Source organism: Phenylobacterium sp. (genome assembly GCF_036563285.1).
Lineage (GTDB): Bacteria > Pseudomonadota > Alphaproteobacteria > Caulobacterales > Caulobacteraceae > Phenylobacterium.
Genome location: NZ_DATCMR010000011.1, coordinates 912,160 through 936,447, shown reverse-complemented (window position 1 = coordinate 936,447; position 24,288 = coordinate 912,160). Strand labels below are relative to the sequence as shown.

The window sequence follows — 24,288 nt, the reverse complement described above, 5'->3', positions numbered from 1 at the left end:
GGCTGGACTTGCGGACGCAGCCTTGCGATGTGCGGATCAGACGACGAGCGGAGCCCCCATGGACGAGAACGCCATCTCCCCCGAGGCCGAACGGGCCGGCATGCTGGCGGCGCTGCACGCCATCGTGGTCGGCACGCTGTCGACCCTGAAGCGCAAGGGCCTCTTGACCAGCCAGGAGCTGGACCAGCTGTTCGAGGCCGGCCTGATCACCTTCGAGCAGGGCGAACAGGACGAGACGCGGCAGGCCGCGCGGATCACCCTGGAGATCCTGGCCCGCTCGCTGCGGGATCCGCCTGACGCTTAAGTCAGGCGCGTGAACCGCGCCGCCCGCGCGCGGTTATCTCGTGTCCCAGGAGCGAGACGGATCATGACCCACCAGGACCAGAGCCAATCCCAGGGGCGCGGCCCCACCACTGCGCAGCTGCGCGACGACATCCAGAGCGGGCGCACCGGCGACAAGGTGGCGGGCTTCGACCCGGCCGCAGCCCCGCTGGGCGTTGACGACGAGGCGGGCGGCGTCTCGCCGACGCCTGAGCAGATCGCGCTGGCGCGTGAGCAGGAGACCGCCGGGCGGCCGAACAGCGCCACCACCAACGCCGCCACGCCCGAGCTGCAGCCGAACGCCCGGGCGGGCGGGAGCCGCGGGATGGCCATGGGCCTGATCCTCGGGGTCGCAGCGGCCGCGGTGCTGGCGCTCATCCTGTTCACCGCCCTTTGAGCCGCACGTCCCGCCGAGGCCTGCTCGTCCAGCTGGGGGTGCTGGGCCTGGCCGGGGCGGGGCTGCTGCTGGCGCGCGAGCGGCTGATCTGGCCGCCGCCGAAGGTGTCGCTGGCGGGCGGCCACACCAGCGGCTGGATACCGTTCCCCGAGGGCGGGATGATCGAGCTGCCGGCCCGCATCGGAGCACGGGAGATCCGCATCGTGGTGGACTCCGGGGCGCAGTATTCGGCGATCGACGCGGCGCTCGCGCTGGAGCTGAAGCTGCCGCAGGCGAGCCCGATCCCGATGCTGGCGTTCGGCGTGAGCGGGGCGCCGACGGTGACCCGCTCGGTGCGGCTGGACCTGGACATGGGGGCGCTGAAGCTCGAGGGCCTGCGGGCCGCGACGCTGGACCTGCACGCCCTGGCCAGGCTGACCCGGCGGCCGTTCTCGATGCTGATCGGCCGGGACCTGCTCAGGACCGTGGTGGCGGAGATCGACTTCCCGGCCGGGCGGGCGGCGTTCCATGCCCGCGACGACTGGGCGCCGCGCTTCGACGACCGGGCGGTGAGCGCGCGCGGCGTGCGCGGCGCCCTGATGGCGGATATCCAGGTCGAGCAGGCCGCCCCGCTGGAGGTGATGGTGGACACCGGCGCCACCTCAGGCCTGGCCCTGGCGCGGGACGCCGCCGAGGCCGCCGGGCTGCTGGACGGACGCCACGTTCGCCGGGGCCGGTCTGTGACGCTGGGCGGGGTGAGCCGCGACGAGGTCGTGCGCGCCAGCACCCTGAGCTTCGCCGGCCACACCTTCCACGACATGGACGTGCAGGTGTTCGCGCGCGCGCCGCAGGGACCGATCCCGGACGGGCTGCTGGGACTCGGCATCCTGAAGCGGTTCCGGGTGACGCTGGACCACGGCGGCGGGCGGATGTTCCTGGCCGGGCCGTTCCCGGTGGTGGAGCGCCGCCGCCGCAGCGTGCGGATCACGCCCGCGCCGGGAATGGTGGAGGAGTAGCGGGGGCCTTTCACGGCTCCCTCTCCCGTTCAGCGGGAGAGGGAGAGGTGGGGGCGGCTAGTCCTTGCCGCCCTTGCCCTTGCCGCCGTCGCCGCCGCCATGGCCCTTGCCGTGGCCGTCGCCGCCCTTGCCGTGGCCCTCGCCCCCGTGCTTGCCGCCGCCATCGTGCTTGGGCCCGCCGTCGTGTTTGCCGCCGCCGTGGTTGTCGCCCTTCCAGCCGCCGCCGTCGCCGCCGCCGCGGTGCTCGAACTGGGCGACCTGGCGCGGATGGTCGTCGCGACCGCGGCCGCGGTGTCCGTCGTCATGGCGCTCGCGCACCACGACCGCCGCGGGGCGCGACGCCTGGTAGGCGTTGCGGGCCTGCTCGTGCTCCCACTTGCGCTGATCCTTCGACGCCTCGCGGAAGGCCTTGCGGTCCTCCTTGGCCACCTCGCGGACGAACTTGCGGTCCTCCTTGGCGACCTCGCGAAAGGCCTTGCGGTCTTCCTTGGCGATTTCGCGCTCGAACTTGCGCTGCTCCTTTAGGTCCTTGCGGACCGCCTTGGCGGAGCCCCAGTCGATGCGGTCTTCGTAGCGGGCGGCGATGCGCTCGCGGCGGAGCCGCTCGGGCTCGAAGGCGCGCAGCCACTGCTCGCCGCTGGAGACCCGGTACTGGCGCCACACCGGCTGGGCCTGGGCGACCTCGATCCAGGGCTCCTGGTAGGCGTAGAGAACCGGGGCGCGGTCCATCCAGACGGACTCGGCGACCGCGTAGTGGGGGGCGTCGTAGTAGACGTCGCGCAGGGCCTGGCCTCGGTAGAGGTAGCGGCCGGCGATGTCGGCCAGGCTCGAGAGCTGGCTGTTGGGCAGCAGGGCGCCGGTGGCGTCGAGGACGGCCATCAGCGCGCCGTTGTCGCCGTAGGCGTAGCCGTAGCGGTCGTCGCGGACGAAGTAGGGGTAAGCCTCGCCGGGCTCGTAATAGTAGAACCGGTAGTCGTCCTGGTACGGCTCGGCGAACATCAGGGAGTTGTCGGCCATCTGCCACGCCCAGGGCTCGGCCTCGCCGTAGCGGAAGGCATAGTCCGGCGGGGTGCGGTAGGCCGCGCGGTCGTAGGCGTAGGCCCGCTCGGCGATGGCGTAGCCGTCGTACATGTCGTCGATCGGCATGAGCTGCGCCGGCTGGGCGTAGGGCAGGCCGAGGTCGTCGGGGTCGTAGCCGTAGCCGACCGGCTGGACGCCGCCGGTCAGGTAGGCGGGCTCGCTGCGGGCCAGCAGCGGGCGGCTGTCCACCTTGCAGGCTGCCAGGGTGAGCGCGGCGGCGCTGACGCCAAGGGCCAGGACCGCGGGGCGGATGGTGCGGAATTCGGAAGCCATGTCTTCAAGAACCACGAGTTGCGCGCCGTTGCCGGCGCCGACGATGTCCCTCTGGTTCCCCCTCGGAGGCCATCAACTCGCAGGGCCGGCGTTCGGTTGCCAAGCCGGGCCGGACTCACGTCGCAGTCATCGGGGGAACCGCAGGGGGCGCTGCAGCCTTTCTGGGCCACCTCGCCGGCAACCGGGGGTCATTCTTCCGGATCCGGCGCTTTCGGAGAGTTGGAATGTCGATTCTTTCCTGGATCGTGCTGGGGCTGATCGCCGGCTTCATCGCCTCGAAGCTTGTGAACCGCACTGGGGGCAACCTGATCCTGGACCTCGTCCTGGGCGTCGTCGGCTCGTTCGTCGGCGGCTTCCTGTTCACCCGCTTCGGCGGAGGGGGCGTGGACGGGGTGAACCTGTATTCGATCCTGGTGGCCACCATCGGAGCGGTGGTCGTCCTGTTCATCTACCACGCCATGCGGGGCCGCCGGGCTTACTAGCCCAGCCTCGCGAGGAGAGATGAAGAGCCCCGTCCGCCCCCCGGACGGGGCTTTTTCATGGGCGGGGAACGAAGCCCTCGCCGCGCGGTTGGCTCCCCGACAGGCACGAGGTGACGACATGTCCGAAGACATCCGCGACACAGAAGACCGCGAGGGTCCGCGCACCGGCCCAAGTACCGGATCAGGTGACGGGGCGGCGCAGGGCGCCGGCTATGGCGCAGGCGGCCTTGGGGCCGGCGGCGACCGGGCCCACCACGGCGAGGCCGCGCAGACCGCCCGCTCCTGGGACGCGCCCGGCGTGACCCCGGACGGCCACCGCACCGGCAGCTCCACGGACGGTCCCCGGATCGCCATGGACGGCGAGGCCGAGCCGGACGCCGACGAGCGCTTCGGCGACGACGACATCGAGGAATAGCGATGGCCGACGACAACAGCTTCCCCGAGCCGCCGTTCGACGGGCAGGACCGCATCAATCCGCCCGGCCTGACCCGCGAGATGGACCCCAGGCCGGACCACGGCGAGGCGAGCTACAAGGGCTCGGGCCGGCTGCTCGACAAGAAGACGATCATCACCGGCGGCGATTCCGGCATCGGACGGGCGGTGGCGCTGGCCTTTGCGCGCGAGGGCGCCGACGTGCTGATCAGCTACCTCAACGAGCACGAGGACGCCGAGGAGACGAAGCGTCTCGTGGAGGAGGCCGGGCGCAAGGCGGTGCTGATGCCCGGGGACATCTCGGACGCGGCGCACTGCCGGGCCATCGTGCAGCGGGCGGCGGAGGAATTCGGCCGCATCGACGTGCTGGTGAACAACGCCGCCCACCAGCTCACCTTCGACGAGGTGGACGAGTTCTCCGACGAGGAGTGGGACTACACCTTCCGGACCAACATCTACGCGATGTTCTGGCTGTCGAAGGCGGCGGTCCCCCACATGCCGCAGGGCGGCTCGATCATCAACACCACCTCGGTGCAGGCCGACAGCCCCTCCCCCAACCTGCTGGCCTACGCCACGACCAAGGGCGCGATCCAGAACTTCACCGGCGGGCTCGCCCAGATGCTGGCTGAGAAGGGCATCCGGGTGAACTGCGTGGCGCCGGGGCCGATCTGGACGCCGCTGATCCCGGCGACCATGCCGATGGAGAAGGTCAAGGACTTCGGCAAGCAGGTCCCGATGCAGCGCCCCGGCCAGCCGGCGGAATGCGCGCCGGTCTATGTGATGCTGGCCTCCGACGAGGCGTCCTACGTCTCGGGCGCGACGGTGGCGGTGACCGGCGGCAAGCCGATCCTCTAGGGGCTAGCGGCTGATCCGGTAGATGGCGTTCTCCACGTCGGAGGCGACGTAGATGGTGCCTGAGGGCCCGACCGCGACGCCGCCGGCGGCGGGGATCGGCGTGGTGATCAGGCCAACCGGCAGGTTCTGCGCCACGACCTCCTTGGCCCCGTTCGGCAGGATGCGGCTCACCTGCTTGGCGCCCACCTCCAGCACCACGACGGCGCCGTCGGGCGCGACGGCGATCCCGCGCGGCATGGCCAGCCCGGTGGCGGCGTCCGACCTGGCGCCGCTGGCCAGGTCGATGCGGGTGATCTTCCCGGCGGCGGGGTGGGACACGTAGGCCACGCGGCCGTCGGCGGAGGCGGCGAGGCTGATCGCGCCCGTGAGGCCTTCGGCCACCACGGTCTTGGCCTCGCCCCTGGCCCGGACGAGGCGGCCCGAACGCTCGAGCGCCAGGACGTCGCCGTCGGCGAGCTCGACGGCGTCGGCCACCGCGCCGAAGCCGCGCAGGGTGGAGGCGTAGCCACCCGCGCCGTGGGCGTAGAGCAGCACGTTGGTCCCGGCGGGCACGACCGCGTGGCGGGGCCCGGCGCCGACGGCGTTGGGATAGGTCAGGCGCGAGCCCGCGGCGTGCGCCCGCTCCAGGTCGCGCACCACGCCCGAGCGGCCGTCGACAGCGCGGAAGGCGAAGCTGTCCGCGACGTAGAGGGTCTCGCCGTCGGGGCCGCCGGCCACGGCGAGGTCGATGGGGTAGGCGAGCGCGCCGCGCATCACCTGGCGGATCCGCTGGCCACGCAGGTCGATCTCCTGCACGCCGTTGTCGGCCATGTTGGTGACGAAGGCGTGGTCGTTCGGCCCGATGGTGAAGTTGTCCAGCGACGGCTGCAGCTGGACGACGAGCTGGGCCTCGCCGCTGGCGCGGTCGATGCGCAACAGCTGGCCGGTGGCGGTGTCGATCACATAGAGGTTGTCGCGGCTGTCGAACTTCACGGAAGCCGGCGTGCCGACGCCCTGGGCGACCACCACCAGCTCGCCGGTGTCGGGGTTCACGCGGACCACCTGGCCCTTGAACCACAGGGGGCCGTAGAGCCAGCCGTCCGGGCCCGGCCAGAAGGAATTGAAGCCGCCCATCTTCTCGCGGATCTTCCGCGGGGGCTTCTGGCCCGTGGGGTCCAGCTCCCAGAGGTCGTCGCCGCCGAACACCTGGGCGGCGAACAGCCGGCGGCCGTCGCGGGAGAAGGCGATGGAGTTGATCGAGGGGATGCGGGCCAGCACCTCGACGGGGCCGTCGCCGCGGCGCGAGTAGACGATCCCCTGCGAGATCGCCGTCCAGACCATCTGGCCGCCCGGACCGAAGGCGATGTCGTCGGCCTGGCCCTGCGGCGGGCCCACGACCAGGGTGGCGCCGCCGGTCTCCGGGCTGATGCGGTAGAGCGACTGGCCGGCCACCGAGCCCGCGTAGAGCTGGCCGTCGGGGGAAAGCCGGATCCCGTGCACGCCGTGGAAGGCCGAGCCCTGCACGAGCTTGGTCATGATCCAGGGCCGCGGCGCAGGCGCCGGCGCGGGGCTGGGCCCGCTGGCGCAGGCGGCGAGGACCAGGGCCAGGATCGCGGCGGCGGCGGCGCGCATGTTCTTAAAGCTCCCCCTACTGAGGGCGGCATGAAGGACCAAGGCTTGCGCGGGAGCAAGGCCGCGTGCTGGTCTGCGGCCCAACCATAAGGACGGCTGGGAGGAGACGATGCGGCTGGGATGGATGGCGGGGCTTGCGCTCGCGCTGGGCGTGGGTGCGGTGGACGTGCAGGCGCAGGGCGCGCGGCCGGGGCCGAACGACTACACGAAGGACGAGACCTGGCTCTGCCGGCCGGGCCGCAGCGGCGACGCCTGCGACGTGGACCTGCGGGCCACCGTGATCCGGCCGAACGGCGCCTATGCGCTGGAGCCGTTCACGCGCGACCCGAACGCCGGGATCGACTGCTTCTACGTCTATCCGACCGCCTCGGCCGACACGACCCCGAACTCCGACATGGTCCCGGGGCCGGAGGAGATCGGCACGGTGGCCCGCCAGGTGGCGCGGTTCGGCTCGGTGTGCCGGATCTTCGCGCCGGTCTACCGGCAGATCACCATCCCGGCGCTGAGGGCGGCCACCGCCGGCAACCCCATGGCGACGGACCGCGAGCTGGCCTACGGCGACGTGCGCGACGCCTGGCGCGACTACCTGCGCCGCGACAACGGGGGCCGCGGCGTGGTCCTGATCGGCCACAGCCAGGGCGCGGGCGTGCTGAAGCGGCTGATCCAGGAGGAGATCGACGGCAAGCCGGACCAGGCGAGGATCGTCTCGGCGCTGCTGATCGGGACCAATGTGCTGGTCCCCGCCGGGCGCGACGTGGGCGGCGACTTCAAGTCCATGCCGCTGTGCCGCAGCAACGGCCAGACGGGCTGCGTCATGAGCTATGTGAGCTTCCGCGCGGCCACGCCGCCGCCGGCCAACAGCCGCTTCGGGCGCACCACCCAGGCGGGCATGCAGGTGGCCTGCACCAACCCGGCGCGGCTGGGCGGCGGCAAGGCGGTGATGGACTCGGTGTTCGGGGCGACCTCGATGCACCCGACGGCGCTGCCGCCGAAGCCGTGGGTGAACCCCATGCGGCCGATCGAGACGCGCTACGTGAAGGTCCCGGGCCTGATCAGCGGCGAGTGCCTGTCGGACGCCGCCGGCACGCGGCTGGGCGTCAGCGTCAACGCCGATCCGGCCGACCCGCGCACCGACGAGATCACCGGCGACCACATGGCCAACGGGCAGATCCAGCCGGACTGGGGGCTGCACTCGCTCGACATGCCGGTGGCCATGGGTGACCTGATCGCCCGGGTGCGCGACCAGGCGCGGGCCTGGCGCACGCGCCGCGGCGAGCGGGGCTGAGCGGGTGGCGCAGGGGGCGGTTACCGGGCGGGGCCTTCGGAAGGTCGTCGCCGCCAGCATGATCGGCACCACCATCGAGTGGTACGACTTCTTCCTCTACGGGACCGCCGCGGCGCTGGTCTTCAACAAGCTGTTCTTCCCGAACTCGGACCCGCTCACCGGGACCATGCTGGCCTTCGCCACCTATGCGCTGGGGTTCGTGGCCCGGCCGCTGGGCGGGCTGGTGTTCGGCCACTACGGCGACCGGATCGGACGCAAGAAGCTCCTGATGCTGTCGCTGATGCTGATGGGCGGGGCGACGGTGCTGATCGGGCTGCTGCCCACCTACGGCCAGATCGGGGCGGCGGCGCCGCTGCTGCTGATCGCGCTGCGGCTCGTGCAGGGCTTCGCCGTGGGCGGCGAGTGGGGCGGCGCGGTGCTGATCGTCTCCGAGCACGGCGACGACGCGCGGCGCGGCTTCTGGACCAGCTGGCCGCAGGCGGGCGTGGCGGCGGGCAACCTGCTGGCCGCGGGCGTGCTGGCCATCATGACCGCGCTGATGAGCGAGGCCGACTTCCTGGCCTGGGGCTGGCGCGTGCCGTTCCTGCTCTCGGTGGTGCTGATCGGCGTGGGCTGGTGGGTGCGCACCACGGTCGAGGAGAGCCCGGTCTTCCAGGAACTGCAGCAGGACAAGAAGGTCCACCGCGCCCCGATCCTCGAGGCGATCCGCGAACGGCCCGGCGGGCTGGCGGTGGGCGCGGGCCTGAGGGTGGCCGAGAACATCAGCTACTACGTCATCACCACCTTCTCGATCACCTACCTGACCACGACGGTGGGCGCCTCGCGGCAGATGGCGCTGAACGCCATCCTGATCGGGGCGGCGGTGCAGTCGGTGGCGATCGTGCTCTGGGCCAGCCTGTCGGACCGGATCGGGCGCAGGCCGGTCTACGTCATCGGGGCGGCGGGGACGGCGCTGTGGGCCTTCGCCTTTTTCCGGCTTCTGGACACCGGCGCGACGCCGGCGGTGACCGCGGCGGTGGTGGTGGGCCTGGTCTTCCACGCCGCCATGTACGGCCCGCAGGCAGCCTTCATCTCCGAGCTCTTCCCGACCCGCATCCGCTACTCGGCGGCGAGCCTCGCCTACCAGGGCACGTCGATCTTCGCAGGGTCGCTGGCGCCGATCATCGCGGTGTTCCTGCTGAAGGAATTCGGCTCGGCCACGCCGGTGGCCATCTACGTGGCCATCGCCGGGGCCATCAGCCTGGCCGCGGCCCTGATCGCGCGCGAGACCAAGGGCAAGAGCTTCGCGGAGATCGACGGGGAGACGCGATGACACCGGCGGCACCCGCACCGGCGACCCCAACCACAAGGGCCTGCCGAGATGGCCGGCGGTGACGACCAGCGCCGCGCCCTCGATGCCGTGCGACCGGACGTGTCGCGTGGCGGAGGTCACGTCTGAGGCGCGGAGGGGCTGCTTGAAACACGAAGACCACGAAGGACACGAAGACCACGAAGTTGGGCTCCGCTTACCGCCAGAGATCGAGAAGGTCGGCCGCGAGGTCGTCGATGCGTCGATCAAGGTTCATCGCGCCCTGGGGCCTGGCCTTCTCGAGTCGGCTTACGAGCATTGTCTGGCTCACGAGTTGGCAGGGCGGGGTTTGGTCGTCCGGCGGCAGGTCGGTCTGCCCATCGAATATGAAGGACTACGGCTGGACGCCGGGTATCGGCTCGACCTCGTCGTGGCCGATGCAGTCATTGTGGAAGTGAAGGCTGTCGAGGCCATTTCGCGCCTCTACGAGGCGCAACTGCTCACCTATCTCAGGCTCTCGGGGCTGCGGCTCGGCTTCCTCCTCAACTTCAACGCCGTCCAGCTCAGGCAAGGGCTTCGCCGTTTCGTCCGCTAGCTTCGCGGTCTTCGTGTCCTTTGTGGTCTTCGTGTTGAAAGGCTGCGCAGTGACGGCCGGGAGAATTCCAGTCTAACGTGACGGTAAGCGCCGCGAGAGCGCTGGTGATAGGAGGAAGACCATGGGTTCGCTGGAGCTGAACCGGCGGTGGGTGCTGGCGGGGGGGCTGTGGGTGGCGGCGTCGCCGGCGCTGGGGCAGAGCGCGGAGCCGGTGGTGGAGACCACGGCGGGGCGCGTGCGCGGCGCAGCCCGGAACGGGGCGCTGATCTTCAAGGGCGTTCCCTACGGCGAGAGCACGGCCGGCGCCAACCGGTTCATGCCGCCGAAGCCGAAGGCCGGCTGGAGCGGGGTGCGCGAGGCGCTGGCCTATGGGCCGACGGCGCCGCAGGGGGGCTCGGCGCCGTCGCGTCCGCCGCCGCCCGCGGGCGCGCCGGCGCGGCATCCGAGCCCGATCGCCGGTGGGGGCACGCCGCCGGCGCAGAGCGAGGACTGCCTGGTCCTGAACGTCTGGACGCCGTCGACCACCGGCAAGCGCGCGGTGCTGTTCTGGATGCACGGCGGCGGCTTCGCCACCGGCTCGGGCTCGTCGGCCTGGTACGACGGGACCAACATCGCGCGGAAGCAGGACGTGGTGATCGTCACGATCAACCATCGGCTCAACGTGCTGGGCTACGCCGACCTGTCGGCCTACGGGCCGCAGTACGCCGCCAGCGGCAACGTCGGCATGCTGGATTGCGTGCTCGCCTTGAAGTGGGTGCGCGACAACATCGAGCGGTTCGGGGGCGACCCCAACCGGGTGCTGATCCACGGCGAGAGCGGCGGCGGCCGCAAGACCTCGATGATGATGGCGTTCGAGCCGGCCAAGGGCCTGTTCCACCGCGCGGTGGTGCAGTCGGGCTCGGCCCTGCGCATGGACGGCCAGGCGCTGGCGCGGGAGAAGGCGCGGCGGCTGCTGGCGGAGCTTTCCATCGCGCCGGGCGACATCCGGAAGATCCACGAGGTCCCGCTCGAGGACCTGCAGCGGGCGGGCGCGAAGGCCAGCGCGGGCCTGGGCCAATGGCGGCCGGTGGTCGATGGGAAGCTGCTGCCCCGCCACCCGTTCGAGCCTGATGCGCCGGGGATGAGCAGGAACATCCCGATGATGATCGGGACGAACCGGACGGAGCAGTCCGCCTTCCTGGGCGGCGACCCGGCGATGGATGCCCTGGACGACGCCGGCCTGACGCGGGAGCTGGGCAACTGGGTTCCGCGCGAGCACGCCGGCCGCGTGCTCGCGACCTACCGCCGGCTCTATCCGAAGAGCAGCCGCGCCGAAATCCTCTACATGGCGGCCACCGACCGCAGCTACTTCCTGGACTCCACCATCCAGGCGGAGCGGAAGGCGGCGCAGGGCGGCGCGCCGGCCTACTACTACGCCTTCTACCGCCACACCCCGGTGCAGAACGGGCGCTACTTCACGCCCCACGCCGAGGAGATCCCGTTCGTCTTCGACAGCCTGGCCAACGCGCCCCTGATGGTGGGGCCGGTGACGCCGCAGGCGCAGAAGCTGGCCGACGAGATGAGCGCGGCGTGGGCCAACTTCGCCAAGACCGGCAAGCCTTCGGCGCCCGGCCTGCCGGCGTGGCCCGTCTACAACGCCCGCACCCGGCCGGCGATGGTGTTCGACGAGCCCAGGAGCCGGATCGAGAACGACCCGCGCGGCGAGCAGCGGCGCCTCATGCTCAGCTTCGGCTCGCAGCAGGACCGGCAGAGCGAGCTGCCGCGGCCCGGCGAGCGCGGCGGCGACACCCCGGCCTAAGGAGAGAACGCGATGAAGTTCGGCATCTTCTACGAGCTGCAGCTGCCCAGGCCCTGGGGTCCGGACGACGAGTACAACCTCTACCAGGATGCGCTCACCCAGCTCGAGCTCGCCGACCGGCTGGGCTACGACTACGCCTGGGAGGTGGAGCACCACTTCCTGGAGGAGTACTCGCACTCTTCGGCGCCCGGCGTGTTCCTGGGCGCGGCGAGCCAGCGGACCAAGCAGATCCGGCTGGCGCACGGCATCTTCCACCTGACCACCAACCATCCGGCGAAGGTGGCCGCCTCGGTGGCGGCGCTGGACCTGGTCTCCCACGGCCGGGTGGAGTTCGGGATGGGCGAGTCAGCCTCGCTCACCGAACTGGAGCCGTTCGGGGTGGAGTTCGGGGAGAAGCGGGAGATCTTCGAGGACGCGGTGCGCTGCCTCGTGCCGATGTTCACCAAGCACAACCATTCCTACAAGGGACCGTACTTCGACTTCCCGCCTAGGAACGTGCTGCCGAAGCCGCGTCAGCGGCCGCATCCGCCGCTGTGGACCGCGTGCTCGCAGCTGCAGACCATCGCCTATGCCGGCGAGAAGGGGCTCGGCGCCCTTGGCTTCCAGTTCGTCAGCGCCGAGGCCGCGCACGCCTGGGTGCACGCCTACTACAACGGGATGACCAAGCGGCTGGACAAGCTGGCCGACTATCCGGTGAACCCGAACATCGCGCTGGTCTCGATGTTCATGTGCGCCAAGACCGACGAGGAGGCCCGCGAGAAAGCCGACGGGGCGACCTTCTTCCAGTTCTGCCTGCGCTACTACAACACTCCCGACCGCAAGCGGCCCCCGCCCGGCGCCGTGGACATGTGGGAAGAGTACAACAAGTGGAAGGCGGCCAATCCGGACGCCGCCGCCGCGGCCCTGGCGGGCGGGCTGATCGGCAGCCCGGAGACCATCCGCCGGAAGCTCAGGAAATTCGAGGCCAGCCACATCGACCAGGTGATCCTGCTCAACCAGGCGGGCCGGAACAGCCACCAGGACATCTGCGACAGCCTCGAGCTGTTCGCGGAAGAGGTGATGCCGGAGTTCCACGCCAACATCCCCGCCCACGAGGAATGGAAGGCCAAGGTGATGGCCGGGGAGATCGAGCTGGAGGAGATCGACACCGCCGCCTTCACGGCGCGGTACGGCAACCGCTCCGTGGACCTGACCAAGGCGCCGGTTCCGGACAAGGAAAGCGCATGAAGCGGCCGTTGAAGCCGGGCGAGCAGATCGCGCTGATCGCGGCGCTGATCGCCCTGATCGGCGGCCTGGGACCGCTGCTCGGGCGGACGTGGAATGCGCCCGATCCACATCCGGTCTTCGGCGTGTTCCCGGGGCCGTTCTTCAGCGCGTTGCTGCTGCTGGGCATCGGGCTGGGCGCGATCGCCATCGCCGCCTGGATGACCACGAGGCGGCCTGAGCGCTAGCGGGCCGCGAGCGCCTCCAACAGGCGGCGGACGTCGGCGGCGCGGTCGTCGCCGTCCTCGGCGGGCTTAGGCCAGAGGATGCGGCCATCCTTGAAGGTGGGCTCCGGGGCCAGCGTCAGCTTCGGCGGCTTACCGGCAGCCAGGGTGGCGGCGACCGCTTTCGGGCCCGCGTCGACGCGGGTGACCTGGGCGGCGACGGCGAGCGCCTTGATGCGGGCGCGGTCCAGGAGGGCGGCGGCTTCCGCCGGCGTGGGGCCGAAGCGATCCTCCAGTTCCTCGGCAAAGGCGTCCACCTCCTCCGCCTCGCTCATGCGACCGAGGCGGGCGTAGAGGTTGATGCGCACCACGGGGTCCGGGACGTAGGACTCGGGGATCAGGCCCGCCAGCGCCAGGTTGAGCTCCGGCTCGTAGTCGGGGCCCGCGATCTCGCCCTTGGCCACGCGCACGGCGCGGGTGAGCAGGCGCTGATACAGAGACGTGCCGATCAGCTTCATATGACCGGCCTGTTCCTCGCCGATCAGGTCGCCGGCGCCGCGGATCTCCAGGTCGCGGCTGGAGATGGCCAGGCCTGAACCGAGGCGGTCGAAGGCCACCAGGGTGGAGAGCCGCGCGCGGGTGGCCTCGGCGATCTCCTCGGCCGGGTCGGTGAGCAGGTAGGTGACGCCCTGGGTGCGGCCGCGGCCGACCCGTCCGCGCAGCTGGTGCAGCTGGGCGAGGCCGAAGCGATCGGCGCGCCAGACCAGCATGGTGTTGGCGCGGGGAACGTCCAGGCCGCTCTCGATGATGTTGGTGGCGAGCAGGACGTCGCCGTGGCCGGCCGCAAAGGCGACCATGACCTCGTCCACCTCTTCCGGCGGCAGCTCGCCGTGGGCGACGAGGGTGGTGAGGTCGGGAGCGATGCGCTCCAGCTCGTCGACCATCGGGCCGATGTCCTCGATGCGCGGGACCACCAGGAAGCTCTGGCCGCCGCGCTGCTTCTCACGCGCCAGCGCGGTGCGGACGGTCGCGGCGTCATAAGGCGCCAGGAAGGTGCGCACCGGGCGGCGGCGCGCGGGCGGGGTGGCCAACACGCTGACATCCTCCACGCCCACCAGCGCCAGCTGCAGGGTGCGCGGGATCGGCGTGGCGGTCATGGTGAGCAGGTGGGCGTCGGGAGCGAGCGCCTTCAGCTCGGCCTTCAGCTTGGCGCCAAAGCGCTGCTCCTCGTCGATGACCAGGAGGCCGAGGTTCTTGAAGGCCACGTCCTTGGCGGCGAGCGCGTGGGTGCCGATCACCACGCCGACGGAGCCATCCGCGAGAGCGGCCTTCACCTGCCTGGCCTCCGCGGGGGTGGCGAGGCGCGAGAGCCGGGCGACCTCGATCCCGAACCCCGCGAACCGGCGGCGGAAGGTCTCGAAGTGCTGGCGGGCGAGGACGGTGGTGGGGGCGACGACGGCCACCTGTTTGCCGGCGAGCGCCGCGGCGGCGGCGGCGCGCAGCGCCACCTCGGTCTTTCCGAAGCCGACGTCCCCGCAGACCAGCCGGCGCATGGGACGGCCCGAGGCCATGTCGGCGAGCACGGCCTCGATGGCGGCCGCCTGGTCAGGGGTCTCCGGATAGGGGAAACGGGCGGCGAAGCGGGCCAGCGCCGCGCGCGGCGGCTCGATAGCCTCGCCGCGGGTCTCGGCCCGGGCCTTGGCGAGGCCGACGAGGTGCTCGGCGGTGCGATCGATCTCGGCGGAGAGCTCGACGCGGCGCTTCGACCAGGCGTCGGTGTGCAGGCGGTCCAGCGTCACGGCGTCGGCCTCGGCGCCGTAGCGCCAGAGCTTGCCGAACTCCTCCACGGGGACCAGCAGGCTGGCGCCCCCGTGGTACTCGAGGCGCACCGCGTCGCGGACCTCGCCGTCGACGTCCACGCGTTCCAGGGCGCGCAGCACGCCCAGGCCGTGGTCCTCGTGCAGCACGACATCGCCGACGCGCAGGTCGGGGTCGGCGAGCAGGGCTTCGGCGCCGCTCGCCCCGCGCCGGGCGACGCGGCCACCCAGGACGTCGGAGGCGGTGACGACGACGAGCCGCCGGGCGGCGTCCTGGAAGCCGGCGTCCAGGTCAGCGGTGAGACCGAGCAGGGGCCCCGCGCCGTCGAGATCGCTCCAGCGCTCCAGGCGATCCGGCGTCCGATCGAGGCCACGCTGGAGGGCGCGGGCGAGCGGGCGGAGTTCGTGGGCGAGGCCGGCCAGGACGATGCGGGCGCCGGCGTCGAGGCGCTGGCCCACGAAGTCGGCGAAGGCGCGGCCGGGGTTCCGCTCCAGGGCGAAGTTGGGCAGGCGCGCGACGCCCATGGAGTCGACTTCTACGCGCTTGAGCTTGGCGAGCGCGGCGTCGAGCGCCTGGGCGTCGAGGTAGAGGCGGTCCGGGGCCGGCAGTCGCCCGTGGTCCAGGGCGGCCAGGGAGGTGTGCGCCTCGTAGGCCTCGCGCACCTGGGCGGCGATGTCGTCGACGCGGGCGGGCGCCTTGGGATCGAGGACGACGGCGGTCTCGCCGAGCAGATCGAAGACGGTTCGCAGTTCGCCGTAGACCTCGGGCGCGCGATGCTCGACGCCGGGGCCGCGCGCCACCTCCTCCTCGCCAGTGAGGATCAGCTCGGAGGCGGGGCCCAGCAGACACCGCCGCGTCGGCGCCTCGGTGCGCTGGCTGAGCGGGTCGTAGCGCTTGATCTCGCCGATGACCCCGTCTTCGGTGAGCGCGACGCGGAAGGGCGCCTCGCCGGCCGGCGGGAAGATGTCCACCACTTCGCCCAGGATGGCGATCTCGCCGGGCTCGTCGATGCGGTCGTCGAAGACATAGCCGGTGCGGCGGGCAAAGGCCTCCAGGTCTTCCCGGGAGATCCTCTCGCCGGTGCGCAGGCAGAGGAAGGCGCCCTCGAAGGCTTCGGCCGGCGGGATGCGCTGCATCAACGCCTCGACGCTGGCCACCAGCACGCGCGGGCCGTCCGACGGCTCGGACAGCCGGGCGAGCACGGCCATCCGCCGGCCCATCGCTTCACGCGACGGGGAGGCGCGGTCGAAGGGCAGGCAGTCCCAGGGCGGCAGGACCAGCACCTCGACCTCGGGGCCGACCTGGCGAAGCGTGCGGCCGATCTCGTCGGCCCGGCGCTCGCTGGAGGCGACGTAGAGGAGGCCCGTCCTGGCGGCCGCTTCGGCCGGGCCGATCAGCGCCTGGGCGATCCAGGCGGCGGGGGGCTGCTGCGGCTTGGCGGACTCAGGCTGCGGGGCCGCGGCAGGCGCAGGCTCCAGCGGCGCGTCCGCATAGGCCGGGCTGTCGTCCGCGCCAAGCTGCGTCCTGTCCATGGAACTCCCCGGCCTCTGCCAGGGGCGAACACCTGAACTTACAAGCTGTTCCTATGGTGGAGGAATGGCGGACGACGCTCTTGCGCGAGCGCACTCTCCTGACTAGGTTCCGCCGCTCACTCGGCAGGGCCTCTCTCGACAGGCGCCCCGCACCCGGTCCGGAGAGGTGGCTGAGTGGTTGAAAGCACCGCACTCGAAATGCGGCATACTCGCAAGGGTATCGAGGGTTCGAATCCCTCCCTCTCCGCCATCCCGACTGACGTCTAGCGCGGCCAGAGCACCATCTGGGTGCAGCGGAAGACGGCCATGGTCTTGCCGGTGGTCTCGTTGACGACGTCGGCGTCCCAGACCTGGGTGGTGCGGCCGCCGTGGACCATGCGGGCGCGGGTGACCACCACCTCGCCTTCGCGCGCCGTGCCAAGGAAGTTGGATTTCAGCTCGACCGTCGTGAAACCGCTCGCCCCCTCGGGCAGGGCGCAGACGCAGGCGTAGCCGCAGGCGCTGTCGGCCAGGCAGATCACCGAGGCGGCGTGCATGAAGCCGTTGGGGGCCATGTGCTTCTTCTGCGCAGTGAAGCGGCCGACCGCGCCGTCCTTGGCCACGGTCTCCCACTCGATCGCGAGCTCGCCGGGGAGCATGCCCTGCTGCCGCTGGGCGAAGAACGCCGCCTGGTTGCCTTCCATCATCGCGCACCACCTCCGTTCAGCCGCAGGTGGGGGACGGACGTTGCGTAAGACAAGCCCCGGTGCAGCTTCTGTACCGGCCTCAGGCCGTCGCGGGACCCTGGTAGGCGTCGCGCAGCTCGCGCTTCATGACCTTGCCGATGTGGCTGCGCGGCAGGGCGTCGACGATCTGCAGGTCGGCGAGGCGCTGGGTCTTGCCGACGCGGCCGTTGACCCAGGAGCGGAGCTCGTCGGCGGCCACGGCGTCCTTCACCGCGACGAAGGCGACCGGGGTCTCGCCCCACGCCTTGGAGGGGACGCCGACCACGGCGGCTTCCACCACGGCCGGGTGCTGGTGGAGCTCGGCTTCCAGGTCCGACGGATAGATGTTGAAGCCGCCGGAGATGATCATGTCCTTCTTGCGGTCCATCAGCGTGAGGAAGCCGTCCTCGTCGAAGCGGCCCACGTCGCCGGTGCGGATGTAGCGTTGGCCGTCGGGGCTCCACCACTCGGCCTCGGAGGTCTTGGACGGCTGGTTGTGGTAGCCGACCATCATCGCGCCGGAGCGGCCGACCACTTCGCCGATCTCGCCTTGCGGGACTTCCTGGCCGTCCTCGTCGATCAGCCGGATGTCGTGACCGGGCAGCGGCCGGCCGACGGTGTGCAGCTTGTCCGGGAACTCGTGGCACTGCAGGCCGCAGGAGCCGCCGCCCTCGGTCATGCCGTAGTACTCGACGAGGCCGCCCGGCCAGCGGTCGAGGATCTGGCGCTTCAGCTCGGCGGAGAACGGCGCCGAGGTGGAGAACTTCATGCGGTAGGACGACAGGTCGTACCGGTCGAACTCCGGGTATTCCATCAGCCGGCGGTACTGCACCGGCACCAGCATGGCGTGGGTGGCCCGGTGCTTCTGCGACAGCTCCAGGAACTGCTTCACGTCGAACTTCGGCATCAGCACGGCCGTGCCGCCGTTGGAGATCGTGGGCAGGAAGGAGACGAGCGTCGTGTTCGAGTAGAGGGGGGTGGAGATCATGGTCACCGCGTCGGCCGGATAGACCCCGCGCCGGATCTGGCCCCAGCGCATGCGGTGCGGCTGGACGATGCCCTTGGGCGCGCCCGTGGTGCCGGACGAATAGATGATGTTGAAGCCCTGGTCCGGCTCGACCTCGTGCAGGACGGGCTTCGACCCTTCCGGCGCGAGCCAGTCCTCCAACGGCTGGCCGGCGTCGGAGCCGTCGAGGCTGACGCGCGTGGCCGTGACCTGGTCGAGCACGCCGGCCATGTGGTCGGCCAGCTGGCGGTCGAGGAAGAAGACCTTCGCGCCGCAGTCGTTGAGCTGGACGACCAGGCTCTCGGGCGTGGAGGACGGCGCCAGCGGGGCGACGATCGCCGCGGCGCGCAAGGTTCCGAAGAAGACCGCGCCGTACTCCACGGACGAGGAGGCGCAGATGGCCGCGACGTCGGCCTTGCCCACGCCGTCGCGCTGCAGGGCGGCGGCGATCCGGTCCATGAGCGCGTCGAGCTCGGCGTAGGAGACGGTGCGCCTGGCGTCGACGAGGGCGGGCTTGTCGCCGAGCACCTGCGCCTGGGCGCGGATCACGTCGGCGATGGTCCCGAAATCCTGGGCCAGGAGGTCCTCGGCGGTCATGACGCTCGTCCTCAAACAACTGTTTGGCGCGCTTCCTTAGCGTCACTCCTTCCGCTCGTCACCTCGGGCGGGTAAGCCGTCATCAAACGAGCGTCGGGAAGGGGCATGAGCATCAAGGGCAAGGCCTACATCATGGGGGCCTTCGAGCACCCCACCCGCGACGCGCCGGACAAGTCGACGCCGCAGCTGCACGCCGAGAGCGCGCTGGGGGCGCTGCAGGACGCCGGGCTCTCGAAGGACGACGTGGACGCCTACTTCTGCGCCGGCGATGCGCCCGGCTTCGGCGGCATGTCGATGATCGACTACATGGGCCTGAAGAACGTCCGGCACATGGACTCCACCGAGACCGGCGGCTCCTCCTACATCGTCCACGTGGGCCACGCGGCGCAGGCGATCGCCGCGGGCAAGTGCTCCGTGGCGCTGATCACGCTGGCGGGCCGACCGCGCAACGGCGGCAACCGGCCGGGCGCGTCGTTGAGGGGCGGCGGTGGCGGTGCGGGGCTGTCGGACGGGCCGCCGGAAAGCGGATTCGAGGCGATCTACGGCGGCTCGACCCACAACACCTACGGCATGTGCGCCATGCGCCACATGCACGAGTACGGCACCACGAGCGAGCAGCTGGCCTGGATCAAGGTGGCCGCGTCGCACCACGCGCAGTGGAACGAGCACGCCTACCTCAAGAACGTGGTCACGGTTGAAGAGGTGGTGAACTCGCGGATGATCTCCGACCCGCTGCACCTGCTGGACTGCTGCGTGGTGACCGATGGCGGGGGCGCGCTGATCGTCACCTCGCCGGAGGTGGCCAGGAGCCTGAACCGGCCGAAGGTGCGGGTGATCGGGGCCGGCGAGGCTCCGAAGGGGCACATGGGCGGCCACGACCTGGACCTGACGCACTCCGGCGCGGTGTGGTCGGGGCCGCGGGCCTTCGAGGAGGCGGGCGTGACGCCGGCCGACATCAAGTACGCCTCGATCTACGACAGCTTCACCATCACCGTGCTGATGCAGATCGAGGACCTGGGCTTCTGCAAGAAGGGCGAGGGCGGGACGTTCGTGGCCGACGGCAACCTGATCTCCGGCGTCGGCAAGCTGCCCTTCAACACCGACGGCGGCGGCCTGTGCAACAACCATCCCACCAACCGCGGCGGCATCACCAAGGTGATCGAGGCGGTCCGGCAGCTGCGTGGCGAGGCGCACCCGAAGGTGCAGGTGGCCAACTGCGACCTGGCGCTGGCGCACGGCACGGGCGGCTCGCTGGGCACCCGTCACGGCGCCGCCACGGTGATCCTCGAGCGGGAGGCCTGAAAGTGAGCGAACACATGACCCGGCCGATCCCCTCGCCGCAGGTGTCGATCGAGACCAAGCCGTTCTGGGACGCCGCCGCCGAGGGTCGCTTCCTGCTGCCCCGCTGCCGGGCCTGCGCGACGCCGTTCTGGTATCCGCGGGGGACCTGCCCGACCTGCCTATCGAGCGACATCGAATGGGCCGAGAGCCCGGGCGAGGGGGTGGTCTACACCTACTCGGTCATGCACCGCTCGCCGACCGGGCCCTACGCCATCGGCTACGTGACGCTGGATGAAGGCCCGGCGGTGCTGACGAACTTCGTGGATGTCGCGCCCGACGGGCTGTCCATCGGCATGCGCGTGAAGGTGAAGTTCCAGGAGACCGAGGGCGGCGGCCCGCCCGCGCCGGTGTTCGCGCCCGCCTAGCTGGACCCGGCCGCCGCGGGCGCGCCCAGGACGTGCCGCTGGTGGGCGGCGGCGACGATCTTCACCGAGTCCGCATTGGTCAGCACGCCGGCCGAGCAGGTGTCGCAGGGCGAGCGCTTCTCGTCGCTGCTGGAGAGCTCGCGCCGCCAGGCCGCGGCCGGGGCGCTGGTGAACGCCTGGAAGATCGAGCCGTAGTCGCGCAGGTTGCCGTAGATGAAGGCCTCGTGCTCGGGCCGGTCGCTGCGGATGTGGCAGCAGGGCGCGACCAGGCCGTTGTACGACACCACGAAGTGGGCGAACGGGAAGAAGCAGGAGTCCTTGCGCTTCGCCGCGGTGTGGATGTCGCCGATCAGGCCGCCCCGGTCGGTGCCCAGGTGGTAGAAATTGATCGCCCGGACCTCGATCTCCATCCGGCGGTGCGCGACCTTGGCCACGATGTACTGGGCCGACTTCAGCGCGGTGATCTGGGCTGGGATGCCCATGCGCACCGAGACCTCGATGATCCGGTTCAGCACGTAGCGGTCGGTGTAGGCGTCCCCCTGCTTCAGGTGGATGGAGACGTGCAGGTAGTTGAGCCCGGCGTCGGCGAGTTCCTCGATCAGCGACGGCTCCAGGTAGTCGCCGTTCGAGTAGATCATGATCCGCGCCTTGGGCAGGCGCGTGCGCGCCTCTCGGATCCGCGCAAGGATCGAGCGGTCGGCCAGCGGCTCGTTGTAGTAGTTGAGGACGAGGAGCTCGTCGTACTCGATCTCCTCCAGCCCGCCGATGATGGTCTGCCAGATGTCCTCGGGGATCAGCTGGTTGGGGCCCAGCCGGTCACCGACCACGTTGGGGCAGTAGGAGCAGCGCCGGTTGCAGTAGGAGTGGGTCTCCATCTCGACCCGGCTGACGGTCTCCTTGAACACCCGGCGCGCGACGTCCCGGTCCGTCACTTCGACGAACATCTCGGGACCGACGTACATCATGCCTGGGCGCCTGCGCTGAAGGAGTGTTCGCGCTTACCACGGCAGCCGGGGCCGGGCCACGCGGGCGGACGCAGCAGGACGCCGCACCCGCCCGCGCGATCGGTTACTGCTCGCCGTCGGCGTCGCTGGCGTTGCTGGCCACCTTGCGGCCGGACTTCTCCTCGGCGCGGGCGCCGGCGAGCATGTTCTCGAGGCCGTAGTTGCCCTCGTGGCAGGCGTATTCGTAGATCATGCCGTTTTCGCGGTTGAAGGCGACCTCGCCCACGATCGGGGCCTCGTAGCCGTCATCCTCGAGCTTGAACTGGTAGGCGATCTTGTTCGGGCCGATGCGGGTGAAGCGCTCGGTGACCTTCTGGTTGATGTTGCCGCCGCGCAGGCCCTGCTCGGGACGGAAGTTGGTCGTCTCGACCACCAGGGTGTCGCCTTCCCACCAGCCGATGCTATCGCCCATCCACTGCTTGATGGACGGCGGCAGGTGCTTCGAGTTCAGGCGGATGTGGCGGACGTCGTGCACCATCTCCACCTGGATGACGATCTCGTCCGGCGTCTGCACGATGTTGTAGGTGTTGTTGTACATCAGCGGCAGCATGGGCGGGCCCGAGCTGGAGCCGAACGACAGCAGGCAGCGCTCGCCGAGCGAGAAGCCTTCCGGGTTGTCGGTCCGCGCCGGCATGGCGCGGTTGGCGGCCCGCTGCACGCCGGCCTTGCGCGGCGGGAACTGACCGTTGGCGGGCGAGGTGATGATCGAGGCGCGCTTCTCGCCGTAGAGCTCGATCACGCTGGAGCCCGGATCCTTCCAGCCCTGGTTGTAGCCGCAGTTGAAGCCCGAGATGCCGTCGGGGCCGCAGTTGGCGTTCTTCAGGTCGGTGACGGAGGTCTCCGGCGGGGTCGGCGCGTCGGCGCGGGCCACCTGCTCGCGGGTGGCCCGCTCCAGCGCCTCGGCCTCGGCCGGCGTCAGCACGTTGCGGGTGCCGAGCTTCGGATCGCGGGTCAGGTTGGTGATGGTCTTGTTGGTCCAGATGCCCTGGAAGTCCGGCTGGCCGAACGGCGTGCGCGGCGCCTTGTAGGCGGTCTTCGCGGCCGGGCTGGCGGCCTGGGCCTGTGCGGCGGCCGGGGCCGCGGCGATGACGGTGAGCGCAGTGAAGGCGAGCGCGAAAGCACGGACACGCATGTCGAAACGATCCTCCCAGTCGCCGGCTCTCCGACCGGCGTTCAGCAAACCTACTAGGCCCGGCGCATTACACGAAAATTTCGGCGTTTGCGCCTGCGGCTTTTTTGGCGGGGCCCCCGGAAAGCGTGCGGAAGAGGCCGTCTTCCTCCCGCGGATGCCGCAGCCGGTGGACCCGCGCGCCCGCCGCGACCGCCTGCGCCAGACGGGCCTCGTAGCTGGACCGGCGAGCCTTGTAGGTGTCCCACGCCCAGCGGATGGGGTGCTCGCGGTCCAGCCAGCGGCGGAACTCCTCCCGGTTGCCCGTATCCGGCCAGAGCTCCTCCTTCGTGAGCGCGCGGACGAAGGACCTCTGGATTACGCGGCGCATGATCAGGCGACGCGGGTAGTCGAGCCAGACCACAGCCTCCGCCCGCGGCAGTAGCACCGGCCACGTCTGGGTGTAGCTGCCGTCCGTGACCCAGGCCTCCCCCGCCGTCGCGGCGGCCACCCTGCGAACGAACTCCGCCTCGTCGCCGTCGGTGAGCGCGACCCAGCCCGGCTGCCAGTTGATGGCGTCCAGCTCGACATGCGGGACGCCGAGCGCCCGGCTCAGCCGCCGCGCCATGGTCGTCTTGCCCGACCCGGAGGTCCCGACAACCATGATGCGCATGGCCGGTCCTCAGGCCTCCTCGTCGGCGCCGATCTCGGCGAGGATATCATCGGTGTGCTCGCCCAGCGTAGGCGGGTGCATCCGGATGTTGGCGGGCGTCTTCGAGAACTTCACCGGCGGGCGCATGGCGCGGTAGGCGCCGATCTGCGGATGCTCGTAAGTCTGGAAGAAGTCGACGGCCTTCAGGTGCGGGTCGTCGGGCAGGTCGTCCAGCCGGTTGGTCTTCACCACGGGGATGGACAGCGGCTTGAGCAGGTCGAGCCACTCCTGGGTGGTCTTGGTGGCGGCCGCCTCCTCCACCAGGCCGTAGAGCTCGCTGATGTGCTTCATGCGAGTGAAGTAGTCGGAGAAGCGCGGGTCCTTGGCGATGGTGTCGCCGTAGCCGGCCACCTCGAAGAACTGGTCCCACTGCTTGTCGGTGTAGGGCAGCAGGCCGATCCAGCCGTCCTTGGTGCGGAACGGCTTGCGGTTGGGGTTCACTACGCGGACGTAGCCGTACTGGCCGGTCGGCGGCTGGTAGGTCTGGTCGTAGAGGTGCTCGACCATCAGGAAGCTGGTCACGCACTCCAGCATCGGCACCTCGACGAACTGGCCCTCCCCGGTCCGCTGGCGGTGGAACAGCGCGGCCGTGATCGCCTGGCTCATGAACAGGCCCGAGACCTTGTCGGCCACCAGGGTCGGCAGGATACGCGGGGTGGGGTTGCCGTCGGTGCGCGGCAGGACGTCGGCGCAGCCGGAGGCCGACTGGATCAGGTCGTCGTAGGCGGGCTGGCCGGCGTAGGGGCCGTCCGAGCCGTAGCCGGCGGCGTGCACATAGACGATATCGGGCTTGATGGCGGCCACGTCCTCGTAGCCCAGGCCCAGGCGCTTCAGCCCGTCGTAGCGGACGGAGGCGGCGAAGACGTCGGCCCACTTGATCAGCCGGCGCACGGCGCGCCGCGCGCTCTCCTGCTTCAGGTCCAGGACGATGGAGCGCTTGTTGCGGTTGATGGTCAGGAAGATCGGGCCCATGCCCTTGGGCGAGCCCTCCGGCGGGTGGCCGGCCCAGCGCATGATGTCGCCGCCGTCGCCGCGCCCCGAGCCCGGATCCTCCAGCTTGATCACGTCGGCGCCCTGGTCGGCGAGGATCTGGGTCCCATAGGCGCCGTTGACCACGCTGGTGAGGTCCAGGATGCGGACTCCGGCCAGCGGCCCGGTCGCCTTCGTCGCCAACGCCTTCACTTCCGCCACGTGCGCTCTCCCCTGCCCCGGTTTGCCGGTTATGATTGGGGGCAATAAGGCCAGAAGCGGTTGGGGGGAAG

At 70.9% G+C, this 24,288-nt stretch carries 23 protein-coding genes and 1 tRNA gene; 15 read left to right on the top strand and 9 right to left on the bottom strand.

Annotated features, from left to right (window positions below; translation table 11 throughout):
• Window positions 1–58 precede the first annotated feature (58 nt).
• The 3 genes from VIL76_RS15365 to VIL76_RS15355 all read left to right on the top strand — a co-directional run bounded on the left by VIL76_RS15365 (window position 59) and on the right by VIL76_RS15355 (window position 1,713).
• Complete coding sequence (locus VIL76_RS15365) at window positions 59–304, top strand: hypothetical protein (protein WP_332045907.1); 246 nt, start codon at window positions 59–61, stop codon at window positions 302–304.
• A gap of 63 nt (window positions 305–367) precedes the next feature.
• The gene (locus tag VIL76_RS15360) at window positions 368–718 is read left to right on the top strand and encodes a hypothetical protein (protein WP_332045906.1); all 351 of its coding nucleotides are present in this window, start codon (window positions 368–370) and stop codon (window positions 716–718) included.
• Complete coding sequence (locus VIL76_RS15355) at window positions 715–1,713, top strand: retroviral-like aspartic protease family protein (RefSeq protein WP_332045905.1); 999 nt, start codon at window positions 715–717, stop codon at window positions 1,711–1,713. The genes VIL76_RS15360 and VIL76_RS15355 overlap by 4 nt, the downstream gene beginning before the upstream one ends.
• A gap of 57 nt (window positions 1,714–1,770) precedes the next feature.
• On the opposite strand, the gene VIL76_RS15350 is transcribed toward VIL76_RS15355, so the two are convergent.
• Window positions 1,771–3,066, bottom strand: coding sequence for a hypothetical protein (locus tag VIL76_RS15350; RefSeq protein WP_332045904.1), 1,296 nt, complete (start codon window positions 3,064–3,066; stop codon window positions 1,771–1,773).
• Window positions 3,067–3,290: 224 nt separating this feature from the next.
• Here VIL76_RS15350 and VIL76_RS15345 point away from each other — a divergent pair, with 224 nt between their 5' ends.
• The 3 genes from VIL76_RS15345 (at window position 3,291) to VIL76_RS15335 (ending at window position 4,835) form a co-directional block, all read left to right on the top strand.
• Window positions 3,291–3,548 (top strand): GlsB/YeaQ/YmgE family stress response membrane protein, encoded by a 258-nt coding sequence (locus tag VIL76_RS15345; RefSeq protein WP_332045903.1) that lies wholly within the window; start codon window positions 3,291–3,293, stop codon window positions 3,546–3,548.
• Between the two features lie 118 nt (window positions 3,549–3,666).
• The gene (locus tag VIL76_RS15340) at window positions 3,667–3,963 is read left to right on the top strand and encodes a hypothetical protein (protein WP_332045902.1); all 297 of its coding nucleotides are present in this window, start codon (window positions 3,667–3,669) and stop codon (window positions 3,961–3,963) included.
• A gap of 2 nt (window positions 3,964–3,965) precedes the next feature.
• Window positions 3,966–4,835, top strand: a complete 870-nt coding sequence (locus VIL76_RS15335; RefSeq protein ID WP_332045901.1) for an SDR family oxidoreductase — start codon at window positions 3,966–3,968, stop codon at window positions 4,833–4,835.
• 3 nt (window positions 4,836–4,838) lie between these two features.
• Here VIL76_RS15335 and VIL76_RS15330 read toward each other — a convergent pair whose 3' ends face one another.
• On the bottom strand, window positions 4,839–6,446 hold the full coding sequence (locus tag VIL76_RS15330; protein ID WP_332045900.1) for an SMP-30/gluconolactonase/LRE family protein: 1,608 nt from the start codon (window positions 6,444–6,446) through the stop codon (window positions 4,839–4,841).
• A gap of 109 nt (window positions 6,447–6,555) precedes the next feature.
• Here VIL76_RS15330 and VIL76_RS15325 point away from each other — a divergent pair, with 109 nt between their 5' ends.
• From VIL76_RS15325 to VIL76_RS15300, 6 genes are all read left to right on the top strand, one after another.
• Window positions 6,556–7,731, top strand: coding sequence for a DUF3089 domain-containing protein (locus tag VIL76_RS15325; RefSeq protein ID WP_332045899.1), 1,176 nt, complete (start codon window positions 6,556–6,558; stop codon window positions 7,729–7,731).
• Window positions 7,732–7,789: 58 nt separating this feature from the next.
• Complete coding sequence (locus VIL76_RS15320) at window positions 7,790–9,043, top strand: MFS transporter (RefSeq protein WP_332045898.1); 1,254 nt, start codon at window positions 7,790–7,792, stop codon at window positions 9,041–9,043.
• A gap of 142 nt (window positions 9,044–9,185) precedes the next feature.
• Window positions 9,186–9,614 carry a GxxExxY protein gene (locus tag VIL76_RS15315; RefSeq protein ID WP_332045897.1) on the top strand — a complete coding sequence of 143 codons (429 nt, stop codon included), beginning with the start codon at window positions 9,186–9,188 and terminating at the stop codon, window positions 9,612–9,614.
• Between the two features lie 121 nt (window positions 9,615–9,735).
• The gene (locus tag VIL76_RS15310; RefSeq protein ID WP_332045896.1) at window positions 9,736–11,412 is read left to right on the top strand and encodes a carboxylesterase/lipase family protein; all 1,677 of its coding nucleotides are present in this window, start codon (window positions 9,736–9,738) and stop codon (window positions 11,410–11,412) included.
• A 12-nt stretch (window positions 11,413–11,424) separates the two neighbouring features.
• Window positions 11,425–12,639 carry an LLM class flavin-dependent oxidoreductase gene (locus tag VIL76_RS15305; protein ID WP_332045895.1) on the top strand — a complete coding sequence of 405 codons (1,215 nt, stop codon included), beginning with the start codon at window positions 11,425–11,427 and terminating at the stop codon, window positions 12,637–12,639.
• Window positions 12,636–12,863, top strand: coding sequence for a hypothetical protein (locus VIL76_RS15300; RefSeq protein ID WP_332045894.1), 228 nt, complete (start codon window positions 12,636–12,638; stop codon window positions 12,861–12,863). The genes VIL76_RS15305 and VIL76_RS15300 overlap by 4 nt, the downstream gene beginning before the upstream one ends.
• Here the strand turns inward: VIL76_RS15300 and VIL76_RS15295 are convergent.
• Window positions 12,860–16,189: a transcription-repair coupling factor gene (locus VIL76_RS15295; protein ID WP_332045893.1), complete on the bottom strand. Its 3,330-nt coding sequence runs from the start codon at window positions 16,187–16,189 to the stop codon at window positions 12,860–12,862. The two genes, VIL76_RS15300 and VIL76_RS15295, sit on opposite strands and share 4 nt — an antisense overlap.
• Before the next feature lie 160 nt (window positions 16,190–16,349).
• Between VIL76_RS15295 and VIL76_RS15290 the strand changes: the two genes are divergently transcribed.
• A tRNA-Ser gene (locus VIL76_RS15290) sits at window positions 16,350–16,439 on the top strand.
• 13 nt (window positions 16,440–16,452) lie between these two features.
• On the opposite strand, the gene VIL76_RS15285 is transcribed toward VIL76_RS15290, so the two are convergent.
• Window positions 16,453–16,875, bottom strand: coding sequence for a PaaI family thioesterase (locus VIL76_RS15285; protein ID WP_332045892.1), 423 nt, complete (start codon window positions 16,873–16,875; stop codon window positions 16,453–16,455).
• 79 nt (window positions 16,876–16,954) lie between these two features.
• Window positions 16,955–18,496 carry a class I adenylate-forming enzyme family protein gene (locus tag VIL76_RS15280; protein ID WP_332045891.1) on the bottom strand — a complete coding sequence of 514 codons (1,542 nt, stop codon included), beginning with the start codon at window positions 18,494–18,496 and terminating at the stop codon, window positions 16,955–16,957.
• A gap of 105 nt (window positions 18,497–18,601) precedes the next feature.
• Between VIL76_RS15280 and VIL76_RS15275 the strand changes: the two genes are divergently transcribed.
• A complete protein-coding gene (locus tag VIL76_RS15275) occupies window positions 18,602–19,798 on the top strand; it encodes a thiolase domain-containing protein (protein ID WP_332045890.1) in 1,197 nt (398 codons plus the stop codon).
• 2 nt (window positions 19,799–19,800) lie between these two features.
• On the top strand, window positions 19,801–20,202 hold the full coding sequence (locus tag VIL76_RS15270; RefSeq protein ID WP_332045889.1) for a Zn-ribbon domain-containing OB-fold protein: 402 nt from the start codon (window positions 19,801–19,803) through the stop codon (window positions 20,200–20,202).
• Here the strand turns inward: VIL76_RS15270 and VIL76_RS15265 are convergent.
• The 4 genes from VIL76_RS15265 to VIL76_RS15250 form a co-directional block, all read right to left on the bottom strand.
• Entirely contained in the window at window positions 20,199–21,167 is a 969-nt protein-coding gene (locus tag VIL76_RS15265) for a radical SAM/SPASM domain-containing protein (RefSeq protein WP_332045888.1), read from the bottom strand. The two genes, VIL76_RS15270 and VIL76_RS15265, sit on opposite strands and share 4 nt — an antisense overlap.
• Window positions 21,168–21,270: 103 nt before the next feature.
• Complete coding sequence (locus tag VIL76_RS15260) at window positions 21,271–22,338, bottom strand: hypothetical protein (protein ID WP_332045887.1); 1,068 nt, start codon at window positions 22,336–22,338, stop codon at window positions 21,271–21,273.
• Window positions 22,339–22,405: 67 nt separating this feature from the next.
• Window positions 22,406–22,987, bottom strand: coding sequence for an AAA family ATPase (locus VIL76_RS15255; RefSeq protein ID WP_332045886.1), 582 nt, complete (start codon window positions 22,985–22,987; stop codon window positions 22,406–22,408).
• Window positions 22,988–22,996: 9 nt separating this feature from the next.
• Window positions 22,997–24,217: a CoA transferase gene (locus VIL76_RS15250; RefSeq protein ID WP_332045885.1), complete on the bottom strand. Its 1,221-nt coding sequence runs from the start codon at window positions 24,215–24,217 to the stop codon at window positions 22,997–22,999.
• Window positions 24,218–24,288: the final 71 nt, after the last annotated feature.

What these genes read in the sequence shown, in the direction of transcription:
- VIL76_RS15365 (WP_332045907.1), top strand. Translation starts at nt 59, where the DNA reads ATGGACGAGAACGCCATCTCCCCCGAGGCCGAACGGGCCGGCATGCTG.
- VIL76_RS15360 (WP_332045906.1), top strand. Translation starts at nt 368, where the DNA reads ATGACCCACCAGGACCAGAGCCAATCCCAGGGGCGCGGCCCCACCACT.
- VIL76_RS15350 (WP_332045904.1), bottom strand. Translation starts at nt 3,066, where the DNA reads ATGGCTTCCGAATTCCGCACCATCCGCCCCGCGGTCCTGGCCCTTGGC.
- VIL76_RS15345 (WP_332045903.1), top strand. Translation starts at nt 3,291, where the DNA reads ATGTCGATTCTTTCCTGGATCGTGCTGGGGCTGATCGCCGGCTTCATC.
- VIL76_RS15340 (WP_332045902.1), top strand. Translation starts at nt 3,667, where the DNA reads ATGTCCGAAGACATCCGCGACACAGAAGACCGCGAGGGTCCGCGCACC.
- VIL76_RS15335 (WP_332045901.1), top strand. Translation starts at nt 3,966, where the DNA reads ATGGCCGACGACAACAGCTTCCCCGAGCCGCCGTTCGACGGGCAGGAC.
- VIL76_RS15330 (WP_332045900.1), bottom strand. Translation starts at nt 6,446, where the DNA reads ATGCGCGCCGCCGCCGCCGCGATCCTGGCCCTGGTCCTCGCCGCCTGC.
- VIL76_RS15325 (WP_332045899.1), top strand. Translation starts at nt 6,556, where the DNA reads ATGCGGCTGGGATGGATGGCGGGGCTTGCGCTCGCGCTGGGCGTGGGT.
- VIL76_RS15320 (WP_332045898.1), top strand. Translation starts at nt 7,790, where the DNA reads ATGATCGGCACCACCATCGAGTGGTACGACTTCTTCCTCTACGGGACC.
- VIL76_RS15310 (WP_332045896.1), top strand. Translation starts at nt 9,736, where the DNA reads ATGGGTTCGCTGGAGCTGAACCGGCGGTGGGTGCTGGCGGGGGGGCTG.
- VIL76_RS15305 (WP_332045895.1), top strand. Translation starts at nt 11,425, where the DNA reads ATGAAGTTCGGCATCTTCTACGAGCTGCAGCTGCCCAGGCCCTGGGGT.
- VIL76_RS15300 (WP_332045894.1), top strand. Translation starts at nt 12,636, where the DNA reads ATGAAGCGGCCGTTGAAGCCGGGCGAGCAGATCGCGCTGATCGCGGCG.
- VIL76_RS15295 (WP_332045893.1), bottom strand. Translation starts at nt 16,189, where the DNA reads ATGGACAGGACGCAGCTTGGCGCGGACGACAGCCCGGCCTATGCGGAC.
- VIL76_RS15285 (WP_332045892.1), bottom strand. Translation starts at nt 16,875, where the DNA reads ATGATGGAAGGCAACCAGGCGGCGTTCTTCGCCCAGCGGCAGCAGGGC.
- VIL76_RS15280 (WP_332045891.1), bottom strand. Translation starts at nt 18,496, where the DNA reads ATGACCGCCGAGGACCTCCTGGCCCAGGATTTCGGGACCATCGCCGAC.
- VIL76_RS15275 (WP_332045890.1), top strand. Translation starts at nt 18,602, where the DNA reads ATGAGCATCAAGGGCAAGGCCTACATCATGGGGGCCTTCGAGCACCCC.
- VIL76_RS15265 (WP_332045888.1), bottom strand. Translation starts at nt 21,167, where the DNA reads ATGATGTACGTCGGTCCCGAGATGTTCGTCGAAGTGACGGACCGGGAC.
- VIL76_RS15260 (WP_332045887.1), bottom strand. Translation starts at nt 22,338, where the DNA reads ATGCGTGTCCGTGCTTTCGCGCTCGCCTTCACTGCGCTCACCGTCATC.
- VIL76_RS15255 (WP_332045886.1), bottom strand. Translation starts at nt 22,987, where the DNA reads ATGCGCATCATGGTTGTCGGGACCTCCGGGTCGGGCAAGACGACCATG.